The 19,869-nt window shown below is 39.7% G+C and carries 20 protein-coding genes; 16 read left to right on the top strand and 4 right to left on the bottom strand.

From position 1 onward, the window contains the following. Positions 1-366 precede the first annotated feature (366 nt). Entirely contained in the window at positions 367-1,287 is a 921-nt protein-coding gene (locus ACWPWK_RS03865; RefSeq protein WP_109370919.1) for a DMT family transporter, read from the bottom strand. Positions 1,288-1,408: 121 nt separating this feature from the next. Here ACWPWK_RS03865 and ACWPWK_RS03860 point away from each other — a divergent pair, with 121 nt between their 5' ends. From ACWPWK_RS03860 to ACWPWK_RS03810, 11 genes are all read left to right on the top strand, one after another. Then, a complete protein-coding gene (locus ACWPWK_RS03860; RefSeq protein WP_109370918.1) occupies positions 1,409-2,191 on the top strand; it encodes an AraC family transcriptional regulator in 783 nt (260 codons plus the stop codon). Positions 2,192-2,340: 149 nt separating this feature from the next. Continuing rightward, the gene (gene pdxB / locus ACWPWK_RS03855) at positions 2,341-3,483 is read left to right on the top strand and encodes a 4-phosphoerythronate dehydrogenase PdxB (protein WP_109370917.1); all 1,143 of its coding nucleotides are present in this window, start codon (positions 2,341-2,343) and stop codon (positions 3,481-3,483) included. Positions 3,484-3,528: 45 nt separating this feature from the next. Next, positions 3,529-4,539, top strand: a complete 1,011-nt coding sequence (locus ACWPWK_RS03850) for an aspartate-semialdehyde dehydrogenase (protein ID WP_109370916.1) — start codon at positions 3,529-3,531, stop codon at positions 4,537-4,539. Beyond that, on the top strand, positions 4,539-5,423 hold the full coding sequence (gene truA / locus ACWPWK_RS03845; protein WP_244184985.1) for a tRNA pseudouridine(38-40) synthase TruA: 885 nt from the start codon (positions 4,539-4,541) through the stop codon (positions 5,421-5,423). The genes ACWPWK_RS03850 and truA overlap by 1 nt, the downstream gene beginning before the upstream one ends. A gap of 24 nt (positions 5,424-5,447) precedes the next feature. Continuing rightward, complete coding sequence (locus ACWPWK_RS03840; RefSeq protein ID WP_109370915.1) at positions 5,448-6,149, top strand: DedA family protein; 702 nt, start codon at positions 5,448-5,450, stop codon at positions 6,147-6,149. Between the two features lie 169 nt (positions 6,150-6,318). Then, complete coding sequence (accD, locus tag ACWPWK_RS03835) at positions 6,319-7,281, top strand: acetyl-CoA carboxylase, carboxyltransferase subunit beta (RefSeq protein WP_109370914.1); 963 nt, start codon at positions 6,319-6,321, stop codon at positions 7,279-7,281. Continuing rightward, positions 7,274-8,572: a bifunctional tetrahydrofolate synthase/dihydrofolate synthase gene (gene folC, locus ACWPWK_RS03830; RefSeq protein WP_109370913.1), complete on the top strand. Its 1,299-nt coding sequence runs from the start codon at positions 7,274-7,276 to the stop codon at positions 8,570-8,572. The genes accD and folC overlap by 8 nt, the downstream gene beginning before the upstream one ends. After that, positions 8,562-9,215, top strand: coding sequence for a cell division protein DedD (gene dedD, locus ACWPWK_RS03825; RefSeq protein WP_109370912.1), 654 nt, complete (start codon positions 8,562-8,564; stop codon positions 9,213-9,215). Before folC ends, dedD begins: the two co-directional genes overlap by 11 nt. 185 nt (positions 9,216-9,400) lie before the next feature. After that, complete coding sequence (cvpA, locus tag ACWPWK_RS03820; protein ID WP_109370911.1) at positions 9,401-9,892, top strand: colicin V production protein; 492 nt, start codon at positions 9,401-9,403, stop codon at positions 9,890-9,892. Positions 9,893-9,922: 30 nt separating this feature from the next. After that, positions 9,923-11,440, top strand: coding sequence for an amidophosphoribosyltransferase (gene purF, locus ACWPWK_RS03815; RefSeq protein ID WP_075670606.1), 1,518 nt, complete (start codon positions 9,923-9,925; stop codon positions 11,438-11,440). Between the two features lie 119 nt (positions 11,441-11,559). Continuing rightward, positions 11,560-12,141, top strand: coding sequence for a UbiX family flavin prenyltransferase (locus ACWPWK_RS03810; RefSeq protein ID WP_109370910.1), 582 nt, complete (start codon positions 11,560-11,562; stop codon positions 12,139-12,141). Positions 12,142-12,772: 631 nt separating this feature from the next. Here ACWPWK_RS03810 and ACWPWK_RS03805 read toward each other — a convergent pair. After that, positions 12,773-13,678: a TIGR01777 family oxidoreductase gene (locus ACWPWK_RS03805; RefSeq protein ID WP_109374108.1), complete on the bottom strand. Its 906-nt coding sequence runs from the start codon at positions 13,676-13,678 to the stop codon at positions 12,773-12,775. A gap of 66 nt (positions 13,679-13,744) precedes the next feature. Next, positions 13,745-14,359 (bottom strand): glutathione binding-like protein, encoded by a 615-nt coding sequence (locus tag ACWPWK_RS03800; RefSeq protein WP_109374109.1) that lies wholly within the window; start codon positions 14,357-14,359, stop codon positions 13,745-13,747. A 198-nt stretch (positions 14,360-14,557) separates the two neighbouring features. Between ACWPWK_RS03800 and yfcD the strand changes: the two genes are divergently transcribed. Beyond that, positions 14,558-15,100, top strand: a complete 543-nt coding sequence (gene yfcD / locus ACWPWK_RS03795; protein WP_099073791.1) for an NUDIX hydrolase YfcD — start codon at positions 14,558-14,560, stop codon at positions 15,098-15,100. Here the strand turns inward: yfcD and ACWPWK_RS03790 are convergent. Continuing rightward, the gene (locus ACWPWK_RS03790) at positions 15,097-16,143 is read right to left on the bottom strand and encodes a LacI family DNA-binding transcriptional regulator (protein ID WP_109374110.1); all 1,047 of its coding nucleotides are present in this window, start codon (positions 16,141-16,143) and stop codon (positions 15,097-15,099) included. The genes yfcD and ACWPWK_RS03790 overlap by 4 nt on opposite strands. 227 nt (positions 16,144-16,370) lie before the next feature. On the opposite strand from ACWPWK_RS03790, the gene ACWPWK_RS03785 reads away from it, so the two are divergent. The 4 genes from ACWPWK_RS03785 to alr all read left to right on the top strand — a co-directional run bounded on the left by ACWPWK_RS03785 (position 16,371) and on the right by alr (position 19,814). Then, positions 16,371-16,814, top strand: a complete 444-nt coding sequence (locus tag ACWPWK_RS03785) for a PTS sugar transporter subunit IIA (protein ID WP_109374111.1) — start codon at positions 16,371-16,373, stop codon at positions 16,812-16,814. 29 nt (positions 16,815-16,843) lie between these two features. Then, positions 16,844-17,131, top strand: coding sequence for a PTS sugar transporter subunit IIB (locus ACWPWK_RS03780; RefSeq protein WP_069367973.1), 288 nt, complete (start codon positions 16,844-16,846; stop codon positions 17,129-17,131). A gap of 10 nt (positions 17,132-17,141) precedes the next feature. Continuing rightward, positions 17,142-18,398, top strand: a complete 1,257-nt coding sequence (locus ACWPWK_RS03775; RefSeq protein WP_109374112.1) for a PTS ascorbate transporter subunit IIC — start codon at positions 17,142-17,144, stop codon at positions 18,396-18,398. 192 nt (positions 18,399-18,590) lie between these two features. Beyond that, entirely contained in the window at positions 18,591-19,814 is a 1,224-nt protein-coding gene (gene alr, locus ACWPWK_RS03770) for an alanine racemase (RefSeq protein ID WP_109374113.1), read from the top strand. Positions 19,815-19,869 lie beyond the last annotated feature (55 nt).

The following is a 19,869-nucleotide window of genomic DNA, read 5'->3' as shown; positions in this document are numbered from 1 at the left end:
AAAATAGACAAATTTTGTTAATATATTGTTTATATTGAGAAAAATAAATTAGCTTCATTTTATTTCAATCGTTTAATTTAATTTGACCCAAAATTATTAAATATTTTGTTTTATATGGGGTTAGGAGAATGGAAAGGTTGAATAAGACAAAAAGAGCGCAAAAAAATTGATCTGGGTTATTTTATTACAAATAAGTAGAAGCTATTTAATATAAAAGTTGGTAATGTTTGCCACGGATACTTGTATTACTTTATATTTTATACTTTGATTTCTTGTGTCAGTTTTATTTATTAAACCTAACATATGAATGTGACCGGCTAAGAATTTAGCCGGCATTTTTTTTATTGTTGTCTTTTTGACATTGACTCACATCTCCTGATGACAATCTGCTTTTTTCTGAGCAGACTGACGTCGGAAATTCAGTGGTGTTCTAAGTTGTTGTACTAAGAGCACACCTAGTAACACAATACCACCACCCACTAAGTGATAACTATGCATTTCTTCACCGAGAAGCGCGATAGCAATCATTGCAGTAAATAATGGCATTAGGTTCATAAAAATAGAGGTCGTATTTGCACCTAATTTCATCACACCTAAAATCCACAGATAAGGTGCAAGAATAGAAGCTCCGATACCTGCAAAGATAACTAATCCAATATTATCTTTTGTTAACGCAACACTTTCGGCAAGAAAGAAGTTTGGCAATAATAACAGAACACCAAATCCAATTTGCACATAAAGTGATTGCCAGTTAGGTAGTGCAATTGACCATCGTTTTGTTAATACACCGTAAAGGGCGTATGACGCCGAAGCAATAAACATCATCAGCTCACCATAACCCAAACCTTGAGAAAGCAATTGAGAGGGTTCGCCACGGCTAATTAGCCAAACTAAGCCACTAATTGAAAGCACTGTGCCTAAAACAATACCTACCGTAGGTACAACACGTAAAACAAAAATGCTAATAATAACGGTTAATAATGGGATGAGAGAGTTCAGAATCCCCATAAATGTTGCGCTAACATAGTGTGCCGCATAATAAGCTAAACTTTGGTACATCACCATCCCTAATGCACCAAGAATAAATAATTTCCACCAATATTGTTTGACGGTTTTACGATGATGCCAAACTGGCATGACCAAAAAAGGTGTCATAATTAAAAAGGCGAGGAACCAACGATAAAAAGAGATTGCAGCAGGATCGATAACAGACGCGGCTGCTTTATTGACGACTGCATTAATGGACCAGATTAACACCGCTAAAAGCGGAAAAATTGCGTTTTTCATTGTTCTCACATCTATTTTTAAACCAGGTCGCTATTGTAAGTCTGTCTGATTAGATATATATAATGAAAACCAGACAATAGATAGGCCAATAAAGACAACATGACAAGAGATCAACATAAAGATGACAATTGAACAACAAAAAATGCAATGGTTATTGTCTGATCCAGATACAGTTCGATTTCGTGATGAGCAACTATTAGCTGAAACAGAGTTTGTTTATCATCAACATGATTTTGGTCAGTTACTTTATGTGATTTCTGGTGTCATGGATTTAGAAGCTGGAGGACAGCGGTTTTTAGCGCCACCAGAATTTAGTGTATGGATACCCAAAAATGTAGGGCATGCTAGTTACAATAAAAAAACACTCTCTTTTAAGGTGCTAGATATCGCGCCAAGTTGGTGTGATGGATTATTAGATAAACCTTGTTTGATTCAATTAAGTGCTATTTTTTCAACCATATTTTCCGACTTTTTTCATCGTGGTGTGTGTAAACCACAAACAGAAGAAGATTTTCGTTTAGCTCAAGTACTGATTGATCAACTTAAAGTTTCGCCAATACATCATACTTATTTACCGTCTTCTAAAGATAAATTACTTGCTCCCATACTTTCTGTATTAGAGCAGGATCCAGCGGATAATACCTCGTTAGAAGAATGGGCTAAAAAGCGTTATACCTCAGAAAGAACACTCTCTCGTCGTTGCCAACAAGAATTAGGCATGTCATTTAGTGAATGGCGTAAGCGCCTACGCTTTTTACATGCAATTTCTTTATTAGAACAAGGGAAAAGTGTGAATGAAATAGCATTTGATGTGGGATATAGCTCTTCATCCTCATTTATTGCGATGTTTCAACAATATGCTGGCACAACACCAGAACGTTTTCGTCGATTACCCAATTGTTAAGCCTTCTTTTCATATATTTACTTAAAATCTAGGCGGATTTTACTGTCAATAATAGGCTTTACTGTGAATAAGTGGCAAAATAGATCGCTTAATTTTGTTTTTCGATTGATTGTTTACACACATAAATACCAAATCAGTGAGATAACACCGTGAAAATTCTGGTTGATGAAAATATGCCTTATGCGGAACAACTTTTCCGCCAATTAGGTGAGGTAAAAGCTGTTTCTGGTCGCCCATTACCTACTGATGAGCTTAATGATTCTGATGCCTTAATGGTGAGATCAATTACTAAAGTCAATGAATCCTTATTATCAGGCAAGCCAGTAAAATTTGTTGGAACCGCGACTGCGGGTTTCGATCATGTAGATATTGCATGGTTAAAACAGCAACAAATTGGTTTTTCATCAGCCCCAGGTTGTAATGCTATCGCGGTTGTTGAATATGTATTTTCTGCTCTGATGATGTTAGCAGAGCAAGATAACTTTCAATTGACCGATAAAGTCGTTGGTATTGTTGGTGTGGGAAATGTGGGCGGTCGATTAGCAACACGCCTTCGCGCATTGGGTGTAAATGTTTTACTTTGCGATCCACCAAGAGCGGATAATGGTGATGATGAAGAGTTTCATCCCTTGGAAACATTGTTAGAAAAAGCAGATATTCTAACTTTCCATACACCTCTCAATAAATCAGGCTTATACAAAAGTTATCATTTAATTAATGAGAGCAACCTCGAAAAATTACCTGAAGGTCGTATTTTAATTAATGCGAGCCGTGGCGAGGTTGTTGATAATCAAGCATTATTGTCTGTACTTGAGAAAGGTAAATCCTTACGCGTTGTGTTGGATGTTTGGGAGCCAGAGCCAGATCTCTCTATTGAGTTATTAAATAAAGTTGATATCGCAACACCACATATTGCGGGTTACACCTTAGAAGGTAAGGCGCGTGGTACAACTCAAGTTTTTGAAGCTTATTGTGATTTTATTGGACAACCTCAAAAAGTTGAATTATCAACTCTGTTACCTGCACCTACTATTTCCACCATTTCAGTACAAGGTGAGTTAACACAAACACTTTTAAAACAACTTATTCATCTTGTTTATGATGTGCGTCGTGATGATGCTCCATTACGAAAAGTAGCAGGAATAAAAGGGGAGTTTGATAAATTACGCAAATTTTATCCTGTTCGTCGTGAGTGGTCTTCACTCCATGTCATTTGTGACAATCAAACTACGGTTGATATATTAAATGCAATTGGCTTTAGTGCTACATATAAAAGTACTACACACAAATAAAGCAAAATATTATTTTTAAAAATTTATGTTATTGGAGGATATCTTATGGGAGAAGGTTGGAATATTGCAGTTGTTGGTGCAACAGGCGCTGTCGGTGAAGCGATTTTAGAACTGCTACAAGAGCGTGAATTTCCCATTGGTGAATTAACGGCAATCGCAAGTGAAGATAGCATTGGAAAATCGGTGCGTGTAAACAGCAAAAGTGTTGCGGTTCAAGGTATTCACAATATCGAGTGGGCTGATATTCAATTAGCTTTCTTTGCCGCACCAACAGAAATCAGTGCGCAATATGCACAACAAGCGGCTGATGCTGGCTGTATTGTTATTGATTGTAGTGGCATTTTTGCAATGGATTGGGATATACCATTGGTTGTTCCTGGCGTGAACAGTGCAATGCTAGCGGAATACCGTACTCGTAATATTGTTTCAATAGCTGATAGCATGGTAAGCCAATTATTACGCGCCATTAACCCATTAACAGAATCTGCGGGTTTAACACGCCTTAGCGTGACAAACTTAATGTCTGTTTCTCGTTTTGGAAAACAAGCCGTAGATGAACTGGCAGGGCAAAGTGCCCGTTTACTTAACGGTATTCCTCCTGAATTAGGTCGTTTTAATAAGCAATTAGCATTTAATATTTTACCTTTAATGGTTGATGACGAAGGCTCTATACAAGAAGAGCGTCGCATGGTTGATCAAATTCGTAAAATTTTGCAAGACGAAGGTTTGCCTATTTCTATCACCACATTACAAGCACCCGTTTTTTATGGTAATGCGCAATCCGTGCAATTAGAAACATCTCGTCCAATGGGGAGTGATGAAGCGCGTGAGACATTACAAGAAAATGAAGATCTGAATATCAGTGATGAAAATGATTTTCCAACACAAGTGACTGATGCTTCAGGCAATGTGAGCTTGAATTTAGGTTGCTTCCGTAATGATTATGGTATGCCAGAAGCCTTACAATTTTGGTCAGTAGCAGATAACGTGCGCTTTGGCGGGGCATTAATGGCTGTTGAAGTAGCAGAGCAATTAATGCAGGAGCAGTTTTACTAATGAATGTGCAAGTGAGTGCTGAAGTGACAGAACAGCCCTTGACTGAGTCAGCGGTTGCCTCTGAAAGCACAACAATCAAAATTGCTTTAGGCGTTGAATATGATGGTAGTCGCTATTATGGCTGGCAACGCCAAAATGAAGTGCGTAGTGTACAAGAACGGCTAGAAAAAGCACTTTCACAAGTGGCTAATGAGCCTATATCGGTTTTTTGTGCTGGAAGGACAGATGCTGGTGTGCACGCAACGGGGCAAGTTGTCCATTTTGAAACAACGGCACATCGCAAAGATCCCGCTTGGACTATGGGAGTGAATACCCATTTGCCTGCGGATATTGCAGTACGTTGGGTAAAAACGGTTTCTGACGATTTTCATGCTCGCTTTAGTGCAACAGCAAGACGTTATCGCTATGTGATTTTTAATCATCGCTATCGTCCCGCTATCTTGTCATCAGGAGTGACACATTTTCATTATCCTTTAGACGCTGAACGCATGCATCAAGCAGCACAATGTCTACTGGGTGAAAATGATTTTACCTCTTTTAGAGCTGTCCAATGTCAATCTCGAACGCCATGGCGTAATGTTATGCATGTCAATGTTTCTCGATATGGTGACTATGTTGTCGTGGATATTAAAGCGAATGCGTTTGTTCATCATATGGTGAGAAATATTGTTGGCAGTCTTCTAGAAATAGGGTGTGGCAATCAGGATATTACTTGGATGGCTGAACTATTAGCCTTAAAAGACAGAACCAAAGCGGCTGCAACAGCCAAAGCAAATGGACTGTACTTGGTATCTGTGGATTATCCTGAGCAATTTGAATTACCAAAACCTGCAATGGGTCCACTATTTTTAGCGGATAACCCTATTGAGATATCTCAATCATAAAAACACCCAGTTTTCTGAGGATTTATGGAAATATTAACGCAATTTGTTGATTTAATTAAATTTCTAATTGATTTCATTTTACATATTGATGCACATTTAGCAGAGCTTGTCGCACAATATGGTACATGGGTTTATGCCATTTTGTTTCTTATTGTTTTCTGTGAAACAGGGTTGGTAGTAACGCCTTTCTTACCCGGAGACTCCTTATTATTCGTTGCTGGCGCTTTAGCTTCATTAGAAACTAATGATGTGAATGTTCATATTATTGTTTTACTGCTACTTTGTGCCGCCATTTTAGGTGATGCCGTTAACTATTCTATTGGACGACTTTTTGGTGAAAAACTGTTTAGTAAGCCTGATTCAAAGATTTTCCGTCGTGAATATCTAGATAAAACCCATGCTTTTTATGAAAAGCATGGTGGTAAAGCAATAATTTTGGCAAGATTCGTGCCGATTATCCGAACTTTTGCGCCATTCGTTGCAGGAATGGGTAAAATGTCATATCGTCACTTTGCCTTTTATAATGTTACTGGGGCAATTGCATGGGTACTGCTATTTACTTATGCAGGATACTTTTTTGGTGACTTAGATATAGTTCAAAAGAACTTAAAATTGCTAATTGTTGCCATTATTGTTATTTCTATTTTACCGGGCGTTATTGAGATCTTACGCCATCGTAGAGCGAGTGCAAAAGCAAAGAAAGAAAGTGATAACAAAGAGGTTTGAGCAGTTATCATCAGTTTTTGCCGTAGAATAGCCATAATAAAGAGATGCGCTGAAATTCAGTAAGCGGTATCATCATAAACTTTGCTAACCACACAGCCAGTGTATTGTGGTTGATACGCTAACAATAATTTTACTGGCGAAGGTCAGATTCAGACGAAAAGGTCCATTAATGAGCTGGATTGAAAAAATTCTAAACAAAAGCACTATCACAAGTTCACGTAAAGCCAATATCCCTGAAGGAGTTTGGACTAAATGTGACAGCTGTGGGCAGGTACTCTATCGCGCAGAATTAGAGCGCAATTTAGAGGTTTGCCCTAAATGTGATCACCATATGCGCATTTCAGCGCGCCGTCGCCTTGAGACTTTCCTTGATACAGGAAGTACAACAGAATTAGGTAGCGAATTAGAACCTAAAGATATTCTGAAATTCCGCGACTCTAAAAAATACAAAGACAGAATTAGCGCTGCTCAAAAGCAAACGCAAGAAAAAGACGCATTAATCGTGATGAAAGGAACGCTGAAAAAGATGCCAGTTGTTGCTGCATCCTTTGAATTTGCGTTTATGGGCGGTTCAATGGCTTCTGTTGTTGGGGCGCGTTTTGTTCGTGCGGTTGAACAAGCACTCGAAGATAACTGCCCATTAGTTTGCTTCTCTGCAAGTGGTGGCGCTCGTATGCAGGAAGCGCTGATGTCATTAATGCAAATGGCCAAAACCAGTGCAGCATTAGCAAAAATGCAAGAGCGTGGTTTACCTTATATTTCAGTTATGACTGACCCTACAATGGGTGGTGTTTCTGCAAGTTTAGCGATGTTAGGTGATATTAATGTTGCTGAACCTAAAGCATTGATTGGCTTTGCAGGTCCCCGCGTTATTGAACAAACAGTACGTGAAAAACTGCCTGCTGGTTTCCAACGTAGTGAGTTCCTGTTAGAAAAAGGGGCGATTGATATGATTATTCGTCGTCCTCAAATGCGTGATGAGCTGGCTGAATTACTGGCTAAGCTGACTCAATATGATTTAGTAGAAGATGAAGATGAAATCATCGGTGAAGAAATGATTGCTGATGAAATTGAATCTACAGACAACGAGCCAGAAATTAACATCGAAACGAATAAAAAAGAAGATGTCTAATATCATAACTGCTCCTAAAGCCACATCGCCTTTGTCGGTGTGGCTTTCTTATCTTGAACATTTACACTCTAGCGCCATTGATATGGGGTTAGAGCGAGTCGGCAAGGTAGGAAAAATATTAAACGTGTTACGTCCTGCGCCTAAGGTAATCACTGTCTCAGGCACAAATGGAAAAGGCACAACCTGTCATATGCTAGAGTCAATCTTGATAGCATCAGGATTGAAAGTCGGCGTTTATAGCTCCCCTCATCTTGTTCGTTATACAGAACGCGTTCGTATCCAAGGCAAAGAACTCTCCGAAAATGCTTTTTGTGATGTTTTTGCAGAAATTGAACAAGCTAGAGGCGATATCTCGCTCACTTTTTTTGAATATGGCACTCTGGCTGCGCTGAAGTTATTTCAACAAGCACAACTTGATGTTGTTATTCTTGAAGTAGGATTAGGCGGTCGGTTAGATGCTACAAATATCGTTGATGCCGATATTGCTGCTATCACAAGTATTGCCCTCGATCATACTGATTGGTTAGGCGCAGATAGAGAGCATATTGGTCACGAGAAAGCCGGTATTTTCCGAGCCAATCATTATGCTGTTGTGGGTGAGCCAGATATGCCTCATTCCATTGCACAAGTTGCCAATGAAAAACAAGCCAAGCTTTTCCGTCGTGGAACAGATTGGTCTTTTGTTATTGAAGGCGATCACTGGCAGTGGCGTTGTGCTGATTGTGAATTTGATGCGCTGCCAATCCCTAATATTCCGCTAGCCAATGCGGCGACAGCGATGGGGGTTATTCGTTGCTTGCTTAAATCTGATGACAAAGTCAGCCAAGCAATAACACAGCAAAGTATTGTCGACGGTATGTCTCGTGCACAATTACCAGGTCGTTTTCAGGTAATTTCTCAACATCCTTTGGTTATCTTTGATGTGGCACATAATCCTCATGCAGCAGGATATTTAGCGGAAAAGTTATCACAATTACCACAAAAATCTGATACTCAAGTGCGTATTGTTGTTGGTATGCTGGGTGATAAAGATATCGCAGGCACTTTAGCGTGCTTAACACCATTGGCTGATCATTGGTATGTAGCTCCACTTAATGAATTTCGTGGTGCTTCTGCGGATGTGTTAGCTCAACATCTCGAGAAACCAATGGTATTCGATAGTGTTGAAAATGCATGGCAACAAGCAATGTCCGATGCTGCTCCTAACGATATTGTTGTGGTTTGTGGCTCATTTCATACAGTCGCGCATGTGATGGAACTTTTGGAAAAGGAGAGTGTGGGTGGCAAGTAAATTTCAAAATCGCTTAGTCGGTGCCGTTGTATTGGTGGCAGTAGGGGTCATTTTTTTACCTGCACTGCTCGACGGCGATAAGAAATATAACGAAGACCAGTTCGCCTCTATTCCTTTAGTACCCAAACCAGGTGATGAGCAAGAAATAGAATCTATCGCCCCGATAGAGCAAACTTCAGTGCCTTCTACTCCATCAGAAGGCGCATCTGAAGGTATGCTTTCTGAAGCAGTGACAGGTGTCGAGCAACCTGCTGTTACAACACCTGAACCACCTGCTGTTGTACCTGTTACACCACCGGTACAACCACCACAACAGCCAACGCCTATACCAGAGCCTCAGGCTGTGGTTACGCCACCAGTACAACCACCAGCACCACCCGTACAAGAAACTCAGCCACCGAAAGGCGAGGCTTGGGTTGTTCAATTAGGTGCGTTGAAAAATGCGGCGAAGGTAGAAGAAATTATTGCGAAAATGCATTTCTCAGGTTATCCGGTATATACCGTACCCGCACGCCCTGTTGCTGGACAAGTGACTCGAATTTACATTGGTCCTAGTGCATCTAAGTCAGAATTACAGGCTATTTTGCCTCATTTAAAAGAGCTTACGGGCTTACAAGGTGAGGTAAGGGCATATAAGCCTTAATTTTTTCTAAACGAGTCATCAGATGAGTGATGTAACAAAGCGTTAACTTATTGCGGCGATTATGATTTTTCATATCGCCGTAAATTATTTTGAAATTAGCGAAAATTAGCATTACGCAAACGTTTTCGTTTTCTGTTAGAATGCTTCCGTATTAATGCGGAGCATCATTATTGGATAAAGAATTTATGGTCTGGATAGATTACGCCATCATTGCCATTATTGGTTTTTCCGCATTAGTCAGCCTGATCCGTGGCTTTGTTCGTGAAGCATTGTCACTCATCACCTGGGGTTGTGGTTTCTTTGTTGCTAGTCAGTTTTATCCTTATCTTGCCGTCTATTTTACCCGGTTTGAAGATGAGCTGGTTCGTAACGGGATTGCAATAGTTACGTTATTTATTGCGACACTGATTGTCGGTGCTGTTGTGAATTATGTGATTAGCTCTCTTGTTCAACGCACAGGGTTATCAGGTACAGATCGTGTCTTGGGGATCTGTTTCGGGGCTTTAAGAGGCGTGCTGATAGTTTCAGCATTACTTTTTGTTTTAGGCGCATTTACGCCTATGGCAGATAGCGCTGATTGGCAACGTTCTGAGCTTATTCCTCAATTCAACCATATTATTAGGTGGTTCTTTGACTACCTGCAAAATGCGTCAAGTTTCGTGTCGGAGAGAATATAACCTCTCCGTCTGGCTGATGAGGATCTATTCATGTGCGGTATTGTCGGTATCGCTGGAGCTAATCCAGTAAACCAATCAATTTATGATGCGTTAACGGTGTTACAACACCGAGGTCAAGATGCAGCAGGCATTGCAACAATAGACGGCAACAACGGTTTCCGTCTTCGCAAAGCGAACGGACTGGTTAAAGATGTGTTCGAAACTCGTCATATGTTGCGTTTAAAAGGTACTATCGGGATAGGGCATGTCCGTTATCCAACTGCGGGTAGTTCTAGTGCATCAGAAGCGCAGCCTTTTTATGTGAATTCACCTTTTGGTATTACGTTGGCGCACAATGGTAATTTAACCAATGCGCATTTATTACGTCGCCAATTATTTGAAACAGCACGTCGCCATATCAATACCACCTCTGATTCTGAAATCCTGCTCAATGTATTGGCATACGAATTAGACCGTTTTGACCATTTCCCGCTTGAGCCTGATAATATTTTTGCAGCCGTTGCGGCAATGCATAAAAAACTCCGCGGGGCTTATGCTTGTGTTGCTTTGATCATCGGTCATGGCTTACTGGCTTTTCGTGATCCCTTTGGTATTCGCCCTTTAGTATTGGGTAAACGTACCTTAGAAGATGGTCGCCATGAATACATGGTCGCATCTGAAAGTGTTGCGCTTGATACTTTAGGTTTTGAATTTTTACGCGATGTTGCACCGGGTGAAGCGGTTTATATCACAGAGCAAGGGCAACTCTTTACTCGCCAATGTGCTGAAAATCCGCAGTTAATGCCTTGTTTGTTTGAGTATGTTTACTTTGCTCGTCCTGATTCCTTTATCGATAAAATTTCGGTTTATAATGCGCGTTTACGTATGGGGCAGAAATTAGGCGCTAAAATTGCCAAAGAATGGGATGATTTACACATTGATGTTGTGATCCCAATCCCTGAAACATCTTGTGATATTGCCTTAGAAATTGCGCATATTCTCAATAAACCTTATCGCCAAGGCTTTGTAAAAAATCGCTATGTTGGTCGTACCTTTATTATGCCGGGTCAGCAAGAGCGTCGTAAGTCAGTTAGACGTAAACTGAATGCAAATCGCGCAGAGTTTCGTGATAAAAATGTTCTGTTGATTGATGACTCGATTGTCCGTGGCACAACGTCAGAGCAAATTGTCGAACTCGCAAGAGAAGCGGGTGCGAAGAAAGTCTATTTTGCCTCAGCAGCGCCAGAAGTTCGCTTCCCTAATGTGTATGGTATTGATATGCCAAATGCCAATGAGCTTATTGCTCATGGACGTGAAGTGGATGAAATTCGTAAATTAATTGGTGCTGATGGACTTATTTTCCAAGATCTCACTGATTTAATCGCCGCAGTACAAGAAGAGAATCCTGATATTAATCAGTTTGAATGTTCTGTATTTGACGGTGTTTATATTACGAAAGATATCGATCAAGATTACTTGGATTATTTAGAAAATCTACGTCGTGATGATGAACATAAAATTCGTGATCAGAATGAAATAGAAAATTTGGAAATCTATAACGAAGGCTGATTTTTCGGTAAGATACCTTCCTTATAAAGCGTCGATGCTAGTGTGTTCTGCATCGACGCTTGTTTTTTGAGGGTTAATCATCATAATGATTAACAAAGGTATATATTCTGAGGATTATAATGAAAAAGCTGATAGTTGGGCTAACAGGTGCCAGTGGTGCAATTTACGGCATACGTTTATTAGAGATACTAAAATCTGTGCCGTCAGTTGAAACACATTTAGTGATTAGCCAAGCTGCACGCCGTACGATTTCATTAGAAACTGATTATTCGCTAAAAGATATTCATGCTTTAGCGGATGTGATTTATGACGATCGCGATATTGGCGCATCTATCTCTTCAGGATCGTTTCGTGTCAATGGAATGGTCATATTACCCTGCTCAATTAAAAGCCTGTCAGGTATTGTTCATAGCTATGCAGATACCTTAGTCACTCGCGCTGCGGATGTGGTATTAAAAGAAGGGCGTAAGTTAGTATTATGTGTGCGTGAAACGCCACTGCATTTGGGTCATTTGCGATTAATGACACAGGCTGCTGAGTTAGGTGCAGTGATTATGCCACCAGTACCTGCCTTCTATTTTCAGCCTAAAACAATTGATGATATTGTTAATCAAACAGTAAATCGTGTACTTGATCAGTTTGAGATTGATTTACCTGATGATTTATTTCAAAGGTGGGAGGGCGATAAGCCCACTCGCTAAGTATACTCGTCATAATTCAAGTTGCAGCGTTACTCGTCATTCTTCAAGTTGCAGCGTTGTTGACTGCGTTTATTCGCACTAGTCACATACTGATGTATGCTCCTAGCGACTCATTCACTTGTCGCCTAGCTGCATCTTGAATTATTTAGAGTATTTACTCGCCATACTTCAAGGTATAGCGTTGTTGACTGCGTTTATTCGCACTAGTCACATACTATTGTATGCTCCTAGCGACTCATTCACTTGTCGCCTAGCTGCATCTTGAATTATTTAGAGTATTTACTCGCCATACTTCAAGGTATAGCGTTGTTGACTGCGTTTATTCGCACTAGTCACATACTATTGTATGCTCCTAGGCGTTTTTTCAAGGAATAGATTCACTTGTCGCCTAGCCGCATCTTGAATTATTTAGAGTATTTACTCGTCATACTTCAAGTTGTAGCGTTGTTGACTGCGTTTACTCGCGCTAGTCACATACTATTGTATGCTCCTAGGCGTTTTTTCAAGGAATAGATTCACTTGTCGCCTAGCTACACCTTGAATTATTTAGAGTATTTACTCGTCATACTTCAAGTTGTAGCGTTGTTGACTGCGTTTATTTGGTAGAATACCTAATCCGAATTAAAAGAGATTATTTTCCAGTGCTAATAATATCTTTTAATGCCTCTTCTAATTGTGGATAACGAAATTCAAAGCCTGCATTGAGTAATTTTTCAGGAATGGCTTGTTGTCCACCTAATACTAATGCCGCGCTTTCTCCCATCACTAGACGCAATACACTTTCGGGAACCATCATTAATGCTGGGCGATTAAAAGCTTTTCCTAATAGGCGAGTAAACTCTTTATTTTGTACTGGGTTAGGTGCTGTTAAGTTAAAAGCGCCTTTAGCATCTTGGGTCTTAAGCAAGAAAACAATCGCACTGACCATATCATCGATATGTATCCACGGCATATACTGTTTTCCGCTTCCTAATTTGCCACCTAATCCTAATTTGAAAGGTTTGCTCATTTTAGGCAGTGCGCCACCGAGAGTTGAAAGTACAATCCCTGTACGCAACAAGCAAACTCGTGTTAATGGTGTTTGAGCTTCAAGCGCAATACGTTCCCATTTTGCACAGAGTTCATGTGTAAACTCAGGATTTGCTGGCGTCTCTTCTGTAACTCGTGTATCACCTTGGTCGCCATAAAAACCTACTGCAGAGCCAGAAATGAAAACTGCTGGAGGAGAATCGCTAGCTTTAATCAAATCAACCAATTTCTGGGTTAAATGACAACGGCTATTAACCAGTTTTTGCTTTTGAGAGGGAGTCCAACGGTTATCAGCAATAGGTTCTCCAGCAAGATTAATAACGGCATCAAACTCATTAAGATTTTGTTTATCGTTGAGTTGAGTCCAGCAGGTGATTTCATTACAAAAATGCGAATAAACTTTTTGAGGCGAACGAGAAAGCACCGTAATATCATTATTGGCGAGCGCAAGCTCACAAACTAATGCTTTGCCAATTAATCCTGTACCACCTGTGATAAGTATTTTCATCACAATCCTCCTGATCTACTTGCTTGATAAAGAATAAATATCATCCTGATATATAAATTGCTTATATTAGCTAAAGAGTTTTTTCGTAGCTGGGCGTTGGTTAATGTTGTTTAGCCATTTATCAATTGCGGGATAATTTGCTAAATCAATATTGTGGTGATCGTGCAGACGAGCCCATGTATATGTGGCGATATCCGCAATGCTGTACTCTTTGCCCCCAAGGTAAGGTGACTGCGCTAACCTTTTCTCTAATACACTATATAAACGCTGTGTTTCTTCAGTATAACGTTTAATCGCATAAGGGACTTTTTCTGTGGCATAACGGGTGAAGTGATGATTTTGTCCCAACATTGGGCCAAATCCCCCCACTTGCCAAAACAGCCATTGTAGTTGTGTTGTTTTTTCTCGTAAATTTTGACTGAGCAATTTGCCACTTTTTTCAGCTAGATAGATAAGAATAGCACCTGATTCAAAAATAGAGATAGGCTCACCACCATCAATAGGTGAATTATCTACAATCGCGGGAATTTTATTATTGGGTGAAATTGCTAAAAACTCAGGTTTAAATTGATCGCCTTTACTAATATCGATGCGATGTAACTGATAAGGTATGCCAGTTTCTTCAAGAAAAAGCGTTATTTTTTGGCCATTTGGGGTATCTGCATAATATAAGTCAATCATTAAAAGCTCCAAAATAAAGTAGGCACTAAATAGACAATATAATCACAGTCTGCCTTTTAACATCATAAAAAGCAAAAAAGCGCAAGATGGATAAAACAAGTCACGTATGATTATTGTAGTGGTGAAAAATAGTGATTTTGGTATATTCAGGATAAAAATTACGATCGTTTAGTATCGGTTAAAAAAGGTTTGTTGAGGATGGAACAAGAAAAGACGGCATTGGTTGAATGGGTTGATATTGTTGATGATAAAAATGAAGTCGTTGCACAAGCAACACGTCAACAAATGCGAGCTGAAAATCTAAGACATAGAGCAACTTATATCGTTGTTCATGATGGAATGGGGAAAATCTTGGCGCAGCGTCGAACTGAAATAAAAGATTTTTATCCTGGTTGGTTAGATGCTACTGCGGGTGGTGTGGTTCAGCAAGGTGAGAATTTACTTGAAAGTGCGCGTCGTGAAGCAGAAGAAGAGTTAGGTATTGCTGGAGTCCCTTTTGCTGAGCATGGTCAATTTTATTATGATGATGAAAGTTGCCGTGTATGGGGAAGCTTGTTTAGCTGTGTTTCTCATGGACCCTTCGCACTGCAAGCAGAAGAAATTGAGGAAGTGTGTTGGTTAACTCCCTCTGAAATTACTGAGCGCTGTGATGAATTCACGCCTGATTCATTAAAAGCCCTCTCTCTTTGGTTAACACGTAACAACAGTACACGCCTAGAAAGTAGAGAAACTGTGGACTAAGGGGTGCTTTGCCCTAACTCAAATCGATAAGCATAGTTGATAACGGTATCTTCGAATATAGCGTTATCATCTTCGTCTCTTAAACGTTGTAAAAGTGCTATCAGATGTTTTCCTGCCTCTTTTCCCATTTTGTGATAATCAAAACGAATTGATGTGAGAGAAGGGGATATCTGATCACTATTTTCAGAGCCTTCTAAACAAGCGATAGCCAGATCTTGTGGGATCTTAATTAATCGACGTTGACACTCAAAAATCATACCTAGTGCAATACTCTCATGGCTACAAATGACCGCATCTAGTTCGGGTTGGCGCAATAAAATCTCTGTTAATGCTTGTCGACCGTATGCCATAGATGCGGGATCAGGTGTAGTGACACTTTGCTCAGCATTTAAATAATTTTTGAGTAACGCTCGTGACCAACCGGTTATTTGCTGGTGGTGCAGGCGTTGTCCTTGTAACGCACCAATATAGCCAATACAACGCTTTCCTCGGGTGACTAAATGGTTTGTTAAATCATATGCCGCTTGCTCATAAGAACAATCAATACTAATAGCGGCTTGTTCATCTGGTTGGCTGGCAACGCTGACAACAGGCACATTGGCATTACTGATATGCAAAAAATGAGTTGGGCTAAGCTGTGAACCAAAGACAACTAATGCGGCAGGATTACTTTGCAACAGCATATTAATCACATCACTGGCTTTGTGAGGTTGGTGCTCATAGCAACCCACTAAAATTTGATATTGATGGCGATTGAGTATTTGTTGTAAAGATTGCATAAAATCTGCACTGGCCCTATCTGTGAAGGAGGGCAACAGTACCGCAATAATATGACTTTGTGCTGAAGCTAAAGCACCTGCCGAGGCATTAGGAATATAGCCAAGTTCCTCTACTGCTTGATTAACTTTTTCTCGTAACTTATCAGAAACTAATTCAGGGGTTCGCAATGCACGAGAGACGGTCATCGATCCGACTCCTGCATGTTTAGCGACATCTTGTAATGTGACGCGACCTGTATTTCGGCGCTTACGTGTTTTGATCATTTGTTATTATGCTTGCCTAGCCTATTTTATTAACCGCAGATCCTACCTGAAATCTTCCTATTATGCTGAAACAATACAGTGTCAATTGTTGGCATTTTCTGCAATTAACATTTCATTAAAATGATAGCGCTATCACAATTACGAATGATCTATCTAGATAGCGCTACCATTAATGATTACTATCCTTAATAACGAAGCTCATAGAGAGTCTTATCGAGGTTGCAAGTATGCTTAAAACGTTATTAACGCCCGATGTGGTGCAAGTGGTTCCAAACGTTATCGATTGGAGAGATGCAGTCAAAGTGGCATGTCAGCCATTGATTGATAAAGGTTGTATTGAACCTCGTTATATCGATGCAATTTACAAATCACACGAAAAAATAGGGCCATATTATGTTTTAGGCCCCGGTATTGCGATGCCTCATGCTCGTCCTGAAGATGGTGTTAATCAACTTTCTCTTGCATTAACGATTGTTGAGCAAGGTGTTGAATTTGGTGCTGATGAAAACGATCCGGTGAAATTACTGATTGTTTTGGCTGCAACAGATAACGATAGTCATATTAATGCCATTGTGAAATTAGCCGAACTTTTTGATAACGATGCAGATATTCAAAAGCTATTTAATGCGAAAAGCAAAGCGGATGTATTAGCCGTTATCAACAATTATTAATGACGATTTAAATTACCGAGGGGAATATCATGAAAATTACTGTTGTGTGTGGAAATGGTTTAGGTAGTAGCTTAATGATGGAAATGAGCATCAAAAGTATCCTAAAAGATCTTTCTGTGAATGCAGAAGTCGATCATGTTGATCTGGGATCAGCAAAAGGTACTCCAAGTGATATCTATGTTGGCACCCGTGATATTGCAGAGCAACTCAATTCACAAGCGGTAAATGGAAAAGTTGTTTCACTGGATAACATGATTGATAAAGTGGCGATGAAAGAGAAGCTTTCAGTCGCATTACGTGAATTAGGCGCGTTATAAGGAGCCTATCATGGACTTTTTCCGCTTTCTAATGAGTGATGTGCTTTCAGAGCCTGCTATTTTAGTGGGTTTGATCGCATTGATTGGTTTAATTGCCCAAAAAAAACCAGTTACAGAATGTATTAAAGGCACCGTAAAAACCATTATGGGTTTTGTTATTTTAGGCGCAGGTGCAGGGTTAGTTATCAACTCACTGGGTGATTTCTCAACAATTTTCCAACATGCATTTGGTATTCAAGGCGTTGTGCCAAATAATGAGGCGATTGTCTCTATTGCACAAAAGAGCTTTGGTAAAGAGATGGCATTAATTATGTTTTTTGCCATGTTGATCAATATCTTAATTGCACGCTTAACGCCATGGAAATTTATTTTCTTAACCGGTCACCATACATTATTTATGTCGATGATGGTGGCGGTTATTTTGGCAACAGCAGGCTTAGAAGGCTCAGTATTAGTTGCGGTAGGTTCATTAGTTGTTGGGATTTCAATGGTGTTTTTCCCTGCCATTGCTCATCCTTATATGAAAAAAATTACCGGTTCTGATGATGTGGCATTAGGACACTTCTCGACTATCTCTTATGTTGTTGCTGGTTTTATCGGCAGTAAATTTGGTAATAAAGAGCATTCAACCGAAGAGATGAATGTGCCTAAAAGTTTACTATTTTTACGTGATACGCCTGTTGCCATCGCCTTTACAATGGGTATTATTTTTATCATTACCTGTTTATTTGCGGGCGATGCTTTCGTTCGTGAAGTCAGTGGTGGCAAAAACTGGTTTATGTTCTCATTGATGCAATCCATAACCTTTGCAGCAGGTGTTTATATTATTCTGCAAGGTGTACGTATGGTGATTGCTGAAATCGTTCCAGCATTTAAAGGTATTTCTGATAAGTTAGTCCCTAATGCAAAACCCGCTTTAGATTGTCCAGTGGTGTTCCCTTATGCTCCTAATGCGGTATTGGTCGGCTTTTTAAGTAGCTTTGCCGCTGGCGTTATCGGTATGTTCATTCTTTATGCCTTAGATTGGACGGTGATCATCCCAGGTGTTGTTCCTCACTTCTTTGTAGGTGCAACAGCGGGGGTCTTTGGTAATGCAACCGGTGGACGTCGTGGTGCTATTTTAGGTGCCTTTGCTCAAGGTTTATTAATTACCTTCTTACCTGTATTCCTCTTGCCTGTACTTGGCGATATCGGTATTGCTAACACTACATTTAGTGATGCAGACTTTGGTGTTATTGGTATTCTGTTAGGTATTATTGTTCGCTGATTGTTTTAAGAATTAAGATAGATAAACGCCTCATTGAAATTAATTCATTGGGGCGTTTTTTTATATGAATTAATATGTTTATTTTATGAATAATAATGCTATTATCCTGAGTGAATATTCACTGTGTGTATATTTTCGTACCTAATTAATTATAAAAATAGGTTTACATCACAATCACTAAGGAAAAAGAAGATGTCTTTTGGTATTCGATATCTTGCGTTGTTACCACTTTTTGTTATCACTGCTTGCCAACAACCGATTAATCACAATCCACCCGTGACTCAAACGGCGCAGGTTCAACCTGCAATCGTGAATAACTCATGGATTGAAATCTCACGTAGTGCGCTCGATTTTAATGTGAAGAAAGTACAATCACTTTTAGGTGATAAATCCTCTCTTTGTGCCGTTTTAAAAGGCGATGCATATGGTCATGATTTATCATTAGTCGCACCTGTTATGATTGAAAATAATGTGCAATGTATTGGCGTAACGAATAACCAAGAGCTAAAAGAAGTTCGTGATCTAGGATTCCAAGGTCGTTTAATGCGTGTACGTAATGCCACAGAGCAAGAGATGGCTCAGGCAACAAGCTATAACGTGGAGGAATTGATTGGTAATTTAGATATGGCTAGAAAATTAGATGCCATTGCTAAACAACAAAATAGAGTGATCCCTATTCATTTAGCTTTAAATTCAGGTGGAATGTCTCGTAATGGATTAGAAGTGAATAATAATGCAGGGCTTGAAGAGGCGAAGCAAATTGCTCAATTAGCTAACCTTAAAGTGGTTGGCATTATGTCTCACTATCCTGAAGAAGATGCTGATAAAGTAAGAGAAGATCTTGCTCGTTTTAAACAGCAATCACAAAAAGTATTGGATGTTACAGGACTAAATCGTAAAGATGTCACTCTGCATATGGCAAATACGTTCGCCACAATTACCGTACCTGAATCATGGCTAGATATGGTGCGTGTGGGCGGAATTTTCTATGGCGATACTATCGCAAGTACAGATTACAAACGTGTTATGACGTTTAAATCGAATATTGCTTCAATCAATTATTATCCTAAAGGTAATACTGTTGGTTATGACCGTACTTACACACTAAAACGTGACTCGGTATTAGCTAATATTCCTGTTGGTTATGCAGATGGCTATCGTCGAGTTTTTAGTAATGCTGGACATGCCTTAATTGGTGGCCAACGTGTGCCTGTTTTAGGTAAAACGTCAATGAATACGGTGATTGTTGATATTACAGATCTTAAAAATATCAAATCAGGGGATGAAGTCGTATTCTTTGGTAAGCAAGGCAATAGCGAAATTACGGCAGAAGAAGTTGAAGATATTAGTGGCGCACTGTTTACGGAAATGTCGATTTTATGGGGTGCAACCAATCAACGGGTATTAGTGGATTAAAGTAGGGTGCTTGTAACCACAAAACGCAACAACGTGTGATGAGAAATTGTGGGGG

The organism is Proteus sp. Marseille-Q3619 (assembly GCF_965283115.1).
The sequence above is the reverse complement of the archived record's forward strand: the minus strand, read 5'-3'. Positions and strand labels throughout refer to the sequence as shown.

Excerpts from the sequence above, each read along its gene's own strand:
- ACWPWK_RS03865 (WP_109370919.1), bottom strand. The coding sequence starts at position 1,287 with ATGAAAAACGCAATTTTTCCGCTTTTAGCGGTGTTAATCTGGTCCATT.
- ACWPWK_RS03860 (WP_109370918.1), top strand. The coding sequence starts at position 1,409 with ATGACAATTGAACAACAAAAAATGCAATGGTTATTGTCTGATCCAGAT.
- ACWPWK_RS03850 (WP_109370916.1), top strand. The coding sequence starts at position 3,529 with ATGGGAGAAGGTTGGAATATTGCAGTTGTTGGTGCAACAGGCGCTGTC.
- truA (WP_244184985.1), top strand. The coding sequence starts at position 4,539 with ATGAATGTGCAAGTGAGTGCTGAAGTGACAGAACAGCCCTTGACTGAG.
- ACWPWK_RS03840 (WP_109370915.1), top strand. The coding sequence starts at position 5,448 with ATGGAAATATTAACGCAATTTGTTGATTTAATTAAATTTCTAATTGAT.
- accD (WP_109370914.1), top strand. The coding sequence starts at position 6,319 with ATGAGCTGGATTGAAAAAATTCTAAACAAAAGCACTATCACAAGTTCA.
- folC (WP_109370913.1), top strand. The coding sequence starts at position 7,274 with ATGTCTAATATCATAACTGCTCCTAAAGCCACATCGCCTTTGTCGGTG.
- cvpA (WP_109370911.1), top strand. The coding sequence starts at position 9,401 with ATGGTCTGGATAGATTACGCCATCATTGCCATTATTGGTTTTTCCGCA.
- purF (WP_075670606.1), top strand. The coding sequence starts at position 9,923 with ATGTGCGGTATTGTCGGTATCGCTGGAGCTAATCCAGTAAACCAATCA.
- ACWPWK_RS03810 (WP_109370910.1), top strand. The coding sequence starts at position 11,560 with ATGAAAAAGCTGATAGTTGGGCTAACAGGTGCCAGTGGTGCAATTTAC.
- ACWPWK_RS03805 (WP_109374108.1), bottom strand. The coding sequence starts at position 13,678 with ATGAAAATACTTATCACAGGTGGTACAGGATTAATTGGCAAAGCATTA.
- ACWPWK_RS03800 (WP_109374109.1), bottom strand. The coding sequence starts at position 14,359 with ATGATTGACTTATATTATGCAGATACCCCAAATGGCCAAAAAATAACG.
- yfcD (WP_099073791.1), top strand. The coding sequence starts at position 14,558 with ATGGAACAAGAAAAGACGGCATTGGTTGAATGGGTTGATATTGTTGAT.
- ACWPWK_RS03790 (WP_109374110.1), bottom strand. The coding sequence starts at position 16,143 with ATGATCAAAACACGTAAGCGCCGAAATACAGGTCGCGTCACATTACAA.
- ACWPWK_RS03785 (WP_109374111.1), top strand. The coding sequence starts at position 16,371 with ATGCTTAAAACGTTATTAACGCCCGATGTGGTGCAAGTGGTTCCAAAC.
- ACWPWK_RS03780 (WP_069367973.1), top strand. The coding sequence starts at position 16,844 with ATGAAAATTACTGTTGTGTGTGGAAATGGTTTAGGTAGTAGCTTAATG.
- ACWPWK_RS03775 (WP_109374112.1), top strand. The coding sequence starts at position 17,142 with ATGGACTTTTTCCGCTTTCTAATGAGTGATGTGCTTTCAGAGCCTGCT.
- alr (WP_109374113.1), top strand. The coding sequence starts at position 18,591 with ATGTCTTTTGGTATTCGATATCTTGCGTTGTTACCACTTTTTGTTATC.